Annotated in this window: 9 protein-coding genes; 8 read left to right on the top strand and 1 reads right to left on the bottom strand. The window is 35.7% G+C overall.

What is annotated here, in order from left to right:
* Position 1: 1 nt before the first annotated feature.
* The 8 genes from PMI10_RS22255 (at position 2) to PMI10_RS07300 (ending at position 14,283) form a co-directional block, all read left to right on the top strand.
* Positions 2-232 carry a hypothetical protein gene (locus tag PMI10_RS22255; protein ID WP_202948183.1) on the top strand — a complete coding sequence of 77 codons (231 nt, stop codon included), beginning with the start codon at positions 2-4 and terminating at the stop codon, positions 230-232.
* A gap of 13 nt (positions 233-245) precedes the next feature.
* The gene (locus PMI10_RS07330) at positions 246-1,877 is read left to right on the top strand and encodes a RagB/SusD family nutrient uptake outer membrane protein (protein ID WP_007806213.1); all 1,632 of its coding nucleotides are present in this window, start codon (positions 246-248) and stop codon (positions 1,875-1,877) included.
* A 38-nt stretch (positions 1,878-1,915) separates the two neighbouring features.
* Positions 1,916-3,292 (top strand): glycan-binding surface protein, encoded by a 1,377-nt coding sequence (locus PMI10_RS07325; protein WP_007806211.1) that lies wholly within the window; start codon positions 1,916-1,918, stop codon positions 3,290-3,292.
* 12 nt (positions 3,293-3,304) lie between these two features.
* Positions 3,305-5,509: an endo-1,4-beta-xylanase gene (locus PMI10_RS07320; RefSeq protein ID WP_007806209.1), complete on the top strand. Its 2,205-nt coding sequence runs from the start codon at positions 3,305-3,307 to the stop codon at positions 5,507-5,509.
* Positions 5,510-5,846: 337 nt separating this feature from the next.
* The gene (locus PMI10_RS07315) at positions 5,847-7,475 is read left to right on the top strand and encodes a GH35 family beta-galactosidase (protein WP_007806207.1); all 1,629 of its coding nucleotides are present in this window, start codon (positions 5,847-5,849) and stop codon (positions 7,473-7,475) included.
* A gap of 123 nt (positions 7,476-7,598) precedes the next feature.
* Positions 7,599-9,527, top strand: a complete 1,929-nt coding sequence (locus PMI10_RS07310) for a sialate O-acetylesterase (RefSeq protein ID WP_007806205.1) — start codon at positions 7,599-7,601, stop codon at positions 9,525-9,527.
* Positions 9,528-10,035: 508 nt separating this feature from the next.
* The gene (locus tag PMI10_RS07305; protein ID WP_007806204.1) at positions 10,036-13,119 is read left to right on the top strand and encodes a glycoside hydrolase family 2 TIM barrel-domain containing protein; all 3,084 of its coding nucleotides are present in this window, start codon (positions 10,036-10,038) and stop codon (positions 13,117-13,119) included.
* A 39-nt stretch (positions 13,120-13,158) separates the two neighbouring features.
* Complete coding sequence (locus PMI10_RS07300; protein ID WP_007806201.1) at positions 13,159-14,283, top strand: glycoside hydrolase family 43 protein; 1,125 nt, start codon at positions 13,159-13,161, stop codon at positions 14,281-14,283.
* A gap of 52 nt (positions 14,284-14,335) precedes the next feature.
* Here the strand turns inward: PMI10_RS07300 and PMI10_RS07295 are convergent, their stop codons facing one another.
* Positions 14,336-14,944 (bottom strand): hypothetical protein, encoded by a 609-nt coding sequence (locus PMI10_RS07295; protein ID WP_007806199.1) that lies wholly within the window; start codon positions 14,942-14,944, stop codon positions 14,336-14,338.

Here is a 14,944-nt window from a genome sequence, read left to right as displayed (position 1 = left end):
AGTGAAAAACATTTCAATTGGTTATAACCTGCCAAAAGAATTATACACTAAATATGGTATTTCTAATATCAAAATCTATACTAATGCGCAAAATCTATTAACATTTACAAAATACAAAGGATATGATCCTGAAGTAGGATCTATCAATCAGAATGTTCTTTTGACAGGTGTTGATAACGGACGTTACCCATCGCCTATAATTACTACTCTAGGATTAAATGTTAATTTCTAAAATACTACAAACAATGAAAACAAAAAAAATATTTTACACGGTTCTTATGATCGCATTGCCATTTGTTTGGACTAGTTGTAGTGATCTTTTAGATGTTGAACCGGAAGATCAAATTACAAAAGAAAACTTTTATAAAACTGAATCTGATTTTCAGGCAGCTACAGGTCCGCTGTACAATAAAGTCTGGTTTGATTTTAATGATAAATTTTACTATGGTTTAGGCGACGGGCGTTCGGATAACTTGTATGCCCCTTTTTCTGACTATGTTTATCCATTTACAGATCTATCAGAAACAGGGTTAACGGGGCCATTAGTTTCGGCTTGGGCATCATTGTATAATGTTGTACAACAGTCCAATAACGTTATAATTGGTATTACGGATAGTGAAGTTAGTGAAAGTATAAAAAGCAAATATATTGCTGAAGCCAGATTTATGAGAGGAACAGCATACTGGTATCTTGCTTCGCTATGGGGTGATGTAATTATCTCTACAGACCCTAAAGAATTAGTAAAAAATCCTATTGTCAATAAAAATCCTTTAAAAGATGTTTATGAATTTGCCATTCGTGATTTAGAATATGCTGCCAAAAACCTTCCTGCACAAGCAGGTCAGGCGGGGCGTTTAACTAAATATAGTGCTTTTGGTATGTTGTCTCGTGTTTACTTATCCTATTCAGGAATAAGTGATAATCCAAACAGCGGATCAAGAAATCAGGAGTATCTTGATTTGGCTAAAAAAGCAGCTTTAAAAGTTATCAACGATGGACCTTACACTTTAATGGATAATTATGCCGATTTATTCAAGATAGACAACAACAACAATACAGAGTCTATGTTTGCATTGCAATGGGTGCCTAATGGTGATTATGGAGTGACCAATACACAACAGGCTTATTTTGCACTGGGTTCTGATATTACAGGTGATGATGCCGCCTGGGGATATTGGACAAGAGCTTCTTATAATGTTTTGCAGGAATATGAATCTACTGACAACCGTCGTAAAGCTACCTGGATGGGCGACAATGATTATTATGCAGAAATTAATAAGGCAAACGGAGGTTATACCGTTGATCATGGAGCTGATTTTCTTACTGTTAAAAAAGGAGTTGTAGGTTCTAATAAAGACAATTCAAAAATTTCACGCATGAACTCAGCTCTGAATACCTATATGCTGCGTTTAGGAGAGGTATATTTAAATTATGCAGAAGCCGCTTTAGGAAATAATGCCAGTACTGCTGATGCAACAGCTCTAATGGGAGTAAATAAACTTCGTTCACGCGCAGGCCTGGGTACTAAAGCAACTCTTACGTACAATGACATCATACACGAAAGAAGGGTTGAATTATGTATGGAAGGACAATATTGGTACGACTTGGTTCGCAGATCATATTACAAACAACAAGAAGTTATTAATTATATCACCGGACAAAACAGAGGAACTATTGTTCCAATTCTGTATAATACAGCAACTAACACCGTATCTGTTGATCCATCAAAAAGTAATAGTTCCCGTTCTATCGGAGTTATTGATGAAACTATTTTTCTTTTGCCTTATCCGGAATCTGAACTTATTCAAAATCCATTATTGAGAGAGAATCCTGTTCCGTATACTTTTACAGAAGATAGAATAACAGACTTATTCTAACTATTATGAAAAATAATAAATATAAAAGAGCAATTAATATGAAGAAATATATTTTAAATAAAAATTATTGGACACCCATATTATTTCTTGGGATAATGGTTTTTAGCATGATTTTCACTGCTTGTGACAACAGCGATTCCAGTGAAGGCGGCGGAGAAATAACAATCAGCAAAGTATTCCTGGAAGATGTTAACTCATCCGTACCGGACAGGGAAGTTACTTTTGCAAGATTAGGACAATTATTGCGTATTGAAGGTTCTGGTTTTAAAGGATTAAAGAAGGTTTATATCAATGGATACTCTACTTATTTTAATGTTGTTTTTGTTTCTAATACTTCGATGTTAGTTAGTGTTTCTGCTGACACACCTACTTTAGATGCAGATCCTTCTGTACGAAATACAATTCGTTTTGCCAATGACAGCAATGAAACTATTTATTCATTTGAAATTCGTTCAGCAAAACCTGCTATTACAAATATTTCAAATACATTGCCAAATCCGGGTGAAACGATAACTGTTTATGGTTCGGGTTTAACAGAAGTAAGTAAGGTAGTTTTTCCCGGGAATGTAGAAACGACAACCGGAATCACTTCAGATGAAGATGGTGAATTTTTTACTGTTGTTGTTCCTGCCGGAGTTTCAGAAGATGGTGGTTCATTGTTTGTTCAGAGCTCTAATGGCGGTGTGTATTCTCCGGCTTATTTTAACTTTAAAAAAGGCGTATTACTTAATTTTGATGGAAAAGGATCTCATGGCTACTGGGGTACTGCAACAAGTATGATTCAACCGGGAGATTTAGCATCAGCTGCTTTGGGAACAGGAAATACTTCACAGGGAAAATATGTTCCTCATCGTCCGGCTCGTATCGCTTCTTTTGACGCAGCTAAAAACCGTTGCTCTGAAGTTTGGACTGCAGGAAACGGTGTGGATGACTGGAGAGCTCAGTTGACTCCTTATATTCCGGCAAGTACATCTTTAAGTAAAGTTGCACTGCAGTTTGATATTTATGTTCCTAATGAATGGAAAGATTCCGGTTTTCTGAAGATTTGCTTAATAAATAATTTTAACGGTGGGGAATGGACCGGAGCATGTTATAATTACGTTCCATGGATTGTAGACGGAAAATCAACAGCGTTTCAGACAACAGGCTGGACTACAGTTACAATTCCGTTAAATAAATTATATACATGGTCTAAAGAAGAATTTACTTTTGAAGCTGTTTTGGCATACCGTGAAGCTGCTACCTATAAAAATTTCGGTTTTTATTTTGAAAACTCAGACATTAAATTGCAAAACGTTACAGGAAACGCAAGTGAAGTAGAATTTGCTTCTAAAGCAACTAATGTTAGTGTATATACTGATAACTGGAGAATTGTATCGCTGGCTACACCGGTTTATAATGATTTCGAAAACTAAAAAAACATCAAAATGAAATATAAAAAGATATTACCTATAATAGCCTCGTCATTATTGATTTTTGCATCATGTGATGATAATTTAATGGATTGGGAAAAAGATCCTGATCACGGAGAAGTAACAGGAGCAGAGCTTCCATTAGCCTTAGTTGAAAAAATCAGCAGATATGAACCATTAAAAAACTATACTAATTTTGTTTTAGGAAACGGAATTGGAGTGGATTTGTATATGAGTGATGACGCTTACCGAAATATTGTAAATGCAAACTTTGATGAAGTGACGCCAGGATATGAAATGAAACATGGTCCCATGGTAAATGCAAAAGGAGAAATAAACTTTGCAACGATGGATGCTTTTGTAGCTAAAACTAAAGAAGCAGGTCTGTCTGTGTTTGGACATACCTTAGTTTGGCACTCCAATCAAAACGCCAGTTACTTAAACGGTATAATTGCACCAACAGTAATTCCAGGCTCCAGTGGCAGTAATTCTCTTGATTTAACAGGATTAACAAATGGTACATTTACCAATTGGGCAAGAAATAATCCCGGGAAAGGAATAACAATAGTTGCAAATTCGGGACTTACAAGTACTTCACAAGCGATTCAGTTAGCTGCAAGTGCCACATCATCTGCGGCATATAATTTACAGTTGACATCACCGGATGTTGCCATTGTGACCGGTCATAATTATGAACTTTCTTTTTATATCAAATCAGATGTGGCCGGTAAAGGACGTATTTCTTTTAATGCATCATTAACTAATCAATATCCCTGGAAAGATTGGTATAACACAGGAGGAAGTTTCACAGAGGCTTTTGTAACTTCATCACAATGGCAACAAGTTAAAATTAAGCTAAGTGCAAGTGATTTTAAAGTAGGAAGCACCAGTTTCAAATTTAATTTAGATTTAGGTTATCTGCCAAATGTGACCTATCTAATTGATGTAAACACCTTATCGGTTGTTGATCTTGATGCAGCATCTTCGATTGTGAATATGATTAGCAACGGTAAATTCAATACAGATATCAGCGGCTGGTCAAAATACAATGGAGCTACGAATGCTTTGAGTCTTGCTGATGCTTCAAATGCTTATGAAGGTAACGGTGCTATGAAAGTAATCAATGCAACCAGTGATGCATCCAATCAATGGAAAACTCAGATCCATTCTGATTTTACTGCAAAATTAACAGCAGCCAAAGAATATACCGTTTCTTATATGATTCGTTCTGAAGCTGCCGGTTCAGTTCGTTGTTCGACTACAGGCGGATCAGCTCATTATCAGGGAGACCAGGCTACATCTGCTACTTGGAAACTTGTAGAGTGGAAAATTACAGCATCTGGTGACGAAACTGGTTTAAACTTTGATTTAGGAGCCGCCGCCGGTACTTACTATATTGACAATGTAGTTGTTACAACCGGAGCAGCAAGTGGTGGAGGTTCTTCGACTGTTATTATTGATAAAACCGATGCTGAAAAAAAATTAATCATTGGTAATGCAATGACAGATTGGATTTCTAAAATGGTGACTCATTATAAAACCGGCGTTTTTGCATGGGATGTGGTTAACGAACCTATGAAGGAAGACGGAACATTAAGAAACGGAACTGAAAGTACTACAGCAACAGATTATTTTTCATGGATAAAATATTTAGGCAAAGATTATGCGGTAACAGCATTTAAATTAGCCCGCCAGTATGGTAATTCAACTGATAAACTGTTTATAAATGACTATAATTTAGAATCAAGACTTGATAAATGTGATGGATTAATTGAATATGTAAAATATATTGAAAGTCAGGGCGCTACGGTTGATGGTATCGGAACACAAATGCATATTTCACTTACAACTGATAAAGCCAAAATTGCGCAAATGTTCCAAAAACTGGCAGCCAGCGGAAAATTGATTAAAATTTCTGAATTGGATGTTAGATTAGGAACTAATAGCCCAACAGTTGTCCAACAAGCTTCTCAGGCCGAAATGTATCAATACGTTATAGATATGTATAAAAAATACATTCCTGCAGCACAACAATATGGTGTGACTATATGGGGAGTTTCAGATAGGGTTAAGGAACATGTATACTGGCTTCCTGACGAATCGCCTAATCTTTGGGATGCAAATTTTGTTCGTAAACATGCCTACAAAGGAACAGCGGATGGTCTTGCAGGAAAAGATGTAAGTTTAGATTTTTCGGGTGAATTAGTAAAGAAACCTTAAATCTTTAGCATAATAAAATCCATATTGAAAACCATTACTATTGGGATTCAATATGGATTTTTTACTTTCTTTATTTTTTATAAAGTATTATAATTTAACCCGTTGAGTGTAATTATTTTTCAACACATAGAAACATAGATTTTGTATGTTCAAAAGCAGGCGTTTCACTTATTTAAAATTCACATAGCCATGCGAAAGAAATGTATTTCTTTTTTTTGTTTTTAAATAATATCTATGTCCCTAGCTTGTACTGAGCGGAGTCGAAGTGTGTTAAATCATGTTTTTATGAATTACCCCAACGAGTTAATTTAATGAGTTATTAATATAAAATTTCAGGATGATTAATTTTTTAAAAAAAATATCTTTTTGCTTGTTTGTGCTTTTTTTTCAGGGAGTATATAGCCAAAGTGCTATACCAAACCTTCAAAAAAAAGGAAATAAGACACAATTAATAGTCAATGGTAAACCATTTATTATACGTGGTGGTGAGTTAGGAAATTCCTCTGCCACAAGTATGGAAAGTATGGAACCAATTTGGCAAAAGTTAACCGACATGAATCTTAATACGGTCCTGACTCCAATTTATTGGGAACTGATTGAAAAGGAGGAAGGCAGTTTTGATTTTTCTTTAGTAGATGATTTGATTCTTAAAGCCAGAAAAGAAAATTTAAAATTGGTATTTCTTTGGTTTGGATCCTGGAAAAACAGTATGTCAAGCCACGCTCCGGCATGGGTAAAATTAAATCAGAAAAAATATCCGAGAGTAAAGGATGATAAAAATAAAAGTCATGAAATTTTAACGCCATTTAGTGAAAACAATTTGGAAGCAGATTTAAATGCTTTAAAAAAATTAATGGCGCACATTAAAGATTTTGATAAAAAAGATCAAACCGTAATAATGATTCAGGTTGAAAATGAAATCGGAATGTTGCCAACAGCAAGAGATTATCATCCATTGGCAAATGAAGCTTTCAAAAAAGAAGTACCAAAAGAATTATTACAGTACATGCAGGAAAACAAAGAAAAACTAGTGCCCGAATTTTTAGAACTATGGAAAAAAAATGGTTTTAAAATTTCTGGAAACTGGGAAACAGTTTTTGGCAAAGGTCTGCAGACAGATGAAATTTTTATGGCATGGTTCTTTTCAAAATTCACCAATAAAATTGCCAAAGCAGGAAAAGACAGTTACGGAATACCAATGTTTGTGAATGCGGCCCTGAATGCTCCTGAGAAAAAACCGGGCGAATATCCAAGCGCCGGGCCATTACCACATTTAATGGATGTCTGGAAAGCAGCAGGAAATGACATAGATTTTCTTGCCCCGGATTTTTATAATCCTTCGTTTAAAAAATGGAATGATTTGTTTACCCGACAGGGAGATCCATTATTTATACCGGAACATCGTTTTGATGCTACAGCACCATTCAAGGGATTGTATGCAATTGGGCATTATGAAGCTATTGGTTTTTCTCCTTTTTCTATTGAATCAATAACAGATGCCAAAAAAGAACCGTTGGGAAGAATATATGATTTAGTCAAACAATTAACTCCGGTAATTGAGCAATATAAAGGGCTTGGTAAGATTGATGGTGTACTTTTAGACAAAGAAAACGCCATACAAATTATCAAATTAGGCAATTATGAATTTACTTTTAAACATGATTATACGTTAAATTGGTCAGATGGGGCTAAAGAAGCTATTTGGCCAATGTCGAGCGCAATTATTATAGAAACAGGTCCCGATGAATTTTACATTGCGGGTTCCGGAATTGTAGTAACTTTTAGGTCTTTAAAAAATAATGCTTTGAATGCCGGAATTTTAAAAGTCGATCAAGGCAGATTTGATAATAATGTTTGGAGAACAATTCGTCATTTTAACGGGGATCAAACCCATCAGGGAAGACATCTCAGGATTTCTGTCGGTGATTATGAGATTCAAAAGCTAAAATTATATACCTATGAGTAATAAGATTTTTTTGCCACGAATTACACGAATTCTCACAAATTTAAATTATTAGCAAGATTCAAAAAAATAATTTGTGCAGATTTGTGTAATTCGTGGCAAAAAACTTCTAAAAAAGAATATTCAATGAAAAAAATAGCATTGTTTGTTGCACTATTTTTAAGTGTAAGTCTCTTTTCTCAAATAAAATTGCCACGTTTAATAAGCGATGGAATGATTTTACAGCGTGATGTTAAGGTCAATATTTGGGGCTGGGCATCGCCAAAGGAAAAAGTGGAGCTTGATTTTAATCATAAGACCTATAAAGCCTTAGCTGGTGAAGATGGAAAATGGATGATTGTATTGCCAACACAAAAAGCCGGTGGACCTTATGAAATGACTTTAAAAGCCAGTAATACGATTGTGCTTAAAAATATTCTTTTTGGGGATGTTTGGGTTTGTTCCGGGCAGTCTAATATGGAACTTCCGATGGAACGCCTTAAGTACAAATACAAAGATATTATAGCAAAAGCAGACAATTCTAATATCAGGCAATTTTTAGTTCCGGATCAATATTTTTTTGAAAGTCAAAAATCTGATTTTTCGTCAGGCGAATGGATTTCGACAAACCCGGTTAGTGTTTTGCAGTTTTCGGGTGTTGGATATTTTTTTGCCAGTGAAATCTATGAAAAATATAAAATTCCAATCGGATTAATTAACAGTGCTTTGGGCGGTTCACCTGCTGAATCCTGGATAAATGAAGACGGAATAAAGAAATTCCCTGAATATTATCAGGAATATCTAAAATTTAAAGACGGAACATTAGAAAAACAGATTGATGAAAATGACCGAAAGGTGAGCAGCAATTGGTATCAATTATTAAACAATACAGATATCGGATTAAAAAATAAATGGTCAGAACCTGAATTAGAGGATTCTGATTGGAAAACAATGAATATTCCGGGTTATTGGGCAGACAATGAACTTGGAAATGTTAATGGGGCAGTTTGGTTCAGAAAGGAGTTTACCGTTGCAAAAGTAAATACAGCTACTGCAAAATTGGTTTTAGGCCGAATCGTAGATGCGGATTCAGTATACGTTAATGGAAATTTCGTTGGAACAACATCTTATATGTATCCGCCGAGAATTTATTCTTTTAACGCTGACATTTTAAAAGAAGGTAAAAACGAAATTGCTATTCGGGTTATAAACAACACAGGAAAAGGAGGTTTTGTAACAGAAAAGCCATACGAACTGACATTTGGAAATGATTCGATTGATTTAAAAGGGTCATGGAAATATAAATTAGGGACAAAAATGCTTCCGCTGCCAGGACAGACTTTTGTAAGATGGAAGCCTGTCGGGCTTTATAATGCTATGATTGCGCCATTAAAAAATTATCCGATAAAAGGTGTGCTTTGGTATCAGGGTGAATCGAGTACAAAAAACCCGTCTGAATATTTAGCATTAATGGAAACGTTAATTGCTAATTGGAGAGAACAATGGCATCAGGAAAAACTACCGTTTTTGTTTGTTCAGCTTCCTAATTTTATGGACCCGAAACCAGAACCGGGAGAAAGTAATTGGGCTGCATTAAGACAACAACAGCTTAATACTTTAAAAGTTCCAAATACAGGAATGACCGTAACAATAGACTTAGGAGAATGGAATGATATTCATCCCTTAAATAAATATGATGTGGGCAGAAGATTAGCATTGCAGGCAAGAAAATTGGTTTATGGCGAGAAAAATCTAGTTGCTTCCGGTCCGGTTTTTAAAGCAGCTGAACAAAAAGGAAACAGACTGATTCTGAGTTTTACGGATATTGGAACCGGCTTAATCAGTAAAGATAACCTTCCATTAAAAGGTTTTGCAATTGCAGGCGACGATGGTAAATTTGTCTGGGCAAATGCTGTTATTGAAGGTGACAAAGTTGTAATTTGGAATGATTCAATAACAAATCCTTCAAAAGTTAGATATGCATGGGCAGACAATCCCTCGGATGCTAATTTATATAACAAAGAAAATTTACCTGCTTCTCCTTTTGAAGCTACTGTTAATTTAAAACAAAGATAATTTACCGTGTTGTTCACTAGAATAAAAGCATAAATCTAAAATTCTATACCATATTTTTTACTTTTTTGTACTCTTAAAATTAAGAGCATATTCTTTCTGTTCTAATATTTTTTTTCTTTAATATATACTAAAGAGAAATTTAATTTTTAATATTAAAACATTAAAAATTAAAGAGTTGTTTATAATTTTTAATTATAATTATTGAAAATGTTAAAATAAGGTCGTTTTTTTATTTTATATCTTAATTTAGAATGTTAATTTAACCCCTCTAATTTATGATTTTGCCCCCTGTTAAGTTTATTGATAGTATTTTAATTTGCTTTTTGTATAATGTTTGAGAATTCAAGGTTTTTTTAAGGACAACTACAAATCTTCTTGGAGTAATATAGTGTCAAAAATTATCCGGAAGGAAAGTAAGGACACGTAAAAACTGCTTCTCAATCTATTAATATATTAGGAATAAATGCATTCGATTATATTACAAACATCTTTTTTAAATAGAATAAATATGAAGAAAGTTTTAGCTTGCTCCCTTCTCTTTGCTGCACAGCTTATTAGTGCACAACAGAATGAATGGGAAAATCCAGGAGTTGTAGATCATAATAAAGAAAAGCCACATACTACCTATGTCATATATGACGGACAGCAAAGTGCCGCTGCCGATAAGCCGGAAGCTTCCGGTTATTATCAAAGTCTTAACGGATCCTGGAAATTCAATATTGTAAAAAAGCCCGCTGACAGACCGCAGGACTTCTATAAAACTGATTTTGATGACCATAACTGGAGTAATATAACTGTACCTTCAAACTGGGAAATGCAGGGATATGATATTCCTATCTATACCAATATCGTATATCCATTTCCTAAAAACCCGCCATATATAGCCCCGGATTATAATCCTGTTGGAAGCTACCGTAAAACATTTGGACTGCCTGAGAGCTGGGTTGGTAAGGATGTAATACTGCATTTTGGATCTATTTCAGGATATGCACGCATTTTTATTAACGGGAAAGAAGCTGGAATGACAAAGGCAAGCAAGACCCCTGCCGAGTTTAATATTACACCTTATTTGAAGAAGGGTCAAAACGTTTTGGCTGTACAGGTATTCCGCTGGCATGACGGCAGCTATTTGGAAGATCAGGATTTTTGGCGTCTTAGTGGTATCGAACGTGATGTATACCTGCAAGCACTTCCAGCCGTTTCTGTACAAGATTATGAAGTAACAGCAGGTCTTGATGATACATATTCAGGCGGTACAATGTCAGCCTTAGTTAAATTAAGAAATAGTAAAAAAGGCTTAAAAACTAATGTGCGTTTTATGCTTTTCGATGCTGATAATAAGCAAGTATACAGTGAAGTAAAAGATGTACCTGCCAATGCCGTAGAAATTTTGTTTAAAACCACAGTTCCCAATGTATCTAAGTGGAGCAGTGAAACTCCCAATCTGTATCGTTATTTTATAGAATGGAATGTTGATGGTGGTAAAAAGGCTTATATCAGTGGACGTACAGGCTTCAGAAGAGTAGAAATTAAAAATGCACAGCTGTTAGTTAACGGCAAAGCAGTAATGGTGCATGGCGTAAACCTTCACGAACATCATCCGGTAAAAGGACATGCTCCTGACAAAGAAATGATGCGTAAGGATGTTGCATTAATGAAGCAAAACAATATCAATGCAATACGTATGAGTCATTACCCGCACGATCCGTACATTTATGAGCTGTGCGATGAATTTGGATTGTATGTTGTCGACGAGGCCAACATTGAAGCGCATCATATGGGAGCAGAACTGCAGAACCCTTTTGACAAAAGCCAGCATCCGGCATATTTGCCTGTGTGGGCTCCAGCACATCTGGATCGTATTAAAAGAATGTTAGAAACCGATAAAAATCATCCTTCAATTATTATTTGGAGTATGGGTAATGAATGCGGTAACGGACCGGTATTTTATGAGGCCTACAAGTGGATTAAACAGCGTGATGCCAGTCGTCCGGTACAGTTTGAACAGGCTGGAGAAAACCCTGATACAGATATTGTATGTCCAATGTATCCAAGCATAGAAAATATGAAGAAATATGCCGCGTCAAATGCGAGCAGACCTTACATTATGTGTGAATATGCGCATGCTATGGGAAATAGCACGGGTAATTTTAAGGAATATTGGGATATTATATCTTCAAGTCCACACATGCAGGGTGGATTTATATGGGACTGGGTAGACCAGGGAATTAAGGCAAAAGATGCGAATGGCAAGGACTATTGGGCATATGGTGGAGACTTGGGCGGAGAAAAATTACAACATGATGAGAACGGCTGTGCCGACGGACTTGTTACTGCTGACCGTGTTCCTGATCCCGGATTACCGGAGGTGAAAAAAGTATATCAGGATATTGCTTTTTATTTCAGCAATGGCATTCTTAAGATTAAAAACAACTATTTATATACTGATCTTGGCGATTTTAACTTTAAATGGGAGATGCTTAAAAACGGTGAAAAAGTCCAGGAAGGAAGTTTTAATACCAGTGCACAGCCAGGAATGCAATCGGAAATTCCATTGGCTCTGAATACTGCTGCAAATGGGGAATATTATTTAAATATTTATGCTTACACCAAAGCCGAAAAAGACCTTGTTCCCGGCGGACATGAAATGGCGAGAGAACAGTTTAAATTAGGTGGTGATAGCTTCTTAACAACAGAAGCGTCGAATAAAGGAAAATTGAGCTTTAAGAAAGACGGAAACGTTTTAACTTTTGCAACAGCTAATGTAACAGGAAGTTTTGATCTTACCAAAGGTGTACTTACCAGTTACAGAAAACAGGGTGAAAAAGAAGAAATACTCTCGGGTTTTCCAACACCTTATTTTTGGCGTGCACCGACTGATAATGACTTCGGTAATGAGATGCCTAAAAAACTGGGAATTTGGAAAGATGCACATACTAATCCTGTGGTGGAAAGCGTAATAGTCGGTAAAAAAACGGAGACAGGTCTTCCTGTAGAAGTTAAATATCTGCTTAAAGATGTTAATGTGCCTTACACGATTAACTATTTGATTCAGCCGGATGGTGATATTAAAGTAACTGCATCCATTGATAAAACAGGAAAGAAACTTCCGGAAATGCCACGTTTTGGAATGCGTGTAATTCTTCCGGGCCAATACAGCGGACTTGAATATTATGGACGCGGACCATGGGAAAACTATATTGATCGTAATACTGCTTCCTTTATGGGAATTTATAAAGATCAAGTTGCAGGCCAATTTACGTGGGAGTATATCAGACCTCAGGATTGTGGATATAAGACTGATGCACGTTGGATAAAGTTGGCTGATAGTAATAAAAAAGGGCTCTTAATAAAAGGAGATCAGCCATTATGCTTCAGTGCTTTAAATGTATCTACTGAAAGTCTTGATCCTGGTCTTAGTAAAAATGGAAGACATATCAATGATGTAAAACCTGAAGATAAAGTGTATCTTCATATTGACTTAAGTCAACGTGGAGTAGGAGGAGATACTAGCTGGGGGGCTTTACCGCATGCACAATATCTGCTTACCGGACAAAAATATACCTATACCTACATTTTAAGTTTACTTTAATTAAGGCGGTTCAATTAAATTAAAAATGCGGTTTAAAAAATGAAATATATCAAATTACTATTGTTTAGCGGATTTCTATTTTTTTGTTTAAAGTCCCAATCCCAAAATGAAAAAGCGTCCAGTATCCATCCCGGTGAGATTTGGAAGGATACCGATGGTGTTCATATCAATGCTCATGGCGGTGGTGTTCTTTACACTAAAGGGATATATTATTGGTTTGGAGAACATAAGGGCGAAACAAATGATGCACGTGTCGGGGTTACCTGTTACTCTTCTAAAGATCTTTATAATTGGAAAAATGAAGGGATAGCATTGCCTGTTTCAAATGATCCAAATTCGGAAATTACTTCAGGATGCATTATTGAACGTCCAAAAGTAATCTATAATTCAAAAACTAAGAAATATGTAATGTGGTTTCATTTGGAACTAAAAGGACAAAGTTACAAAGCTTCCAGAACAGCTGTAGCAGTAAGCAAAAATCCGGCAGGACCATATACTTTTATTAAGTCATACCGTCCGAATGCTGGTAAATGGCCTATAGGATTTAAAGAAGAATGGAAAAAATCGATGGCAGGTGAAGGAACCCTGAAATGGTGGACACCTGAGTGGAGAAAATCAGTTGAAGAAGGCCTCTTTGTCCGCAGGGATTTTACAGCAGGTCAAATGTCAAGGGATATGCAGATTTTTGTCGATGACGACGGAAAAGCGTACCATATTCATTCATCGGAAGAAAACCTTACACTGCATTTAAGTGAACTGACAGATGACTATCTGGATTTTAAAGGTAAATATATTACAATCGCTCCTGCAGGCCATAATGAAGCTCCGGCAATATATAAACAAGACGGGATTTATTATATGATTACTTCAGGTTGTACAGGATGGGATCCCAATGCTGCCCGTTCTTTTAAGGCCTCCTCAATTTGGGGACCTTGGGAGAAACTCGGTAATCCCTGCAGAGGAGAAGGTGTCGAAACTACTTTTGAGTCGCAAAGTACATACATACTGCCAGTAGCAGGAAAGAAAAATGCTTTTATTTTTATGGCAGACCGCTGGAGACCAAAGAACCCGAGAGACGGACGCTATGTATGGCTCCCATTAAAAATGGAAAACGGGCATCCGGTCTTATATTGGAAGGAGCAATGGACATTAAATGATTTATAGGCCAGGCAGCTTATAAAAAATGATGTTACTTTTTACATTTAACATGAAATAGTTAATTAATAACATTAGGATCTGAATAAGTCTTAATTGTTTTCCATCTTCCGTCTAATTTCTCCATCAAAATGACTTTAGGCCCCTCACCAGTATGACCACCAATAACATAGGGAGAATAATAAAACAAGGCATATTTATTATTGCTAACTATTGGTTTTGAAATTAGTAAACCATAACCTGCAGCATATTTTTTGAAATCTGGAGTATTTGGAACAAGACGTTCATTAATTTTTAAAAGTTTAAAATCCTTATCCGCAAAATTTTTCCTGATAAAATCCTTTTTTTTCCAATAATAAGCAATTGTGTCATTTTTGTATTTTTCTTTTAAAGCTTTGATTTCTAAAATATCTATAGGCCAGATGTAAGGAGGATACCCATTAGGCATTATTCTTATTTCATCGCCTAAACGAATATTTCTGTCTTCATACGCTTTTTCATAATAATCTAAAGGAAGTATGCGTGATGGTGCCTCTTCTACAACTATATTATAGTAATTTCTCAAGTCCGCTTGCTCTTTTATAAAATCGTTGATAACTTCATTTTCTATACTTCTGGAAGCACAGGAAATAAATAACAAACTTAATAAACAGTATATATAATTTTTCAT

The organism is Flavobacterium sp. CF136 (assembly GCF_000282055.1).
Lineage (GTDB): Bacteria > Bacteroidota > Bacteroidia > Flavobacteriales > Flavobacteriaceae > Flavobacterium.
The sequence above is the reverse complement of the archived record's forward strand: the minus strand, read 5'-3'. Positions and strand labels throughout refer to the sequence as shown.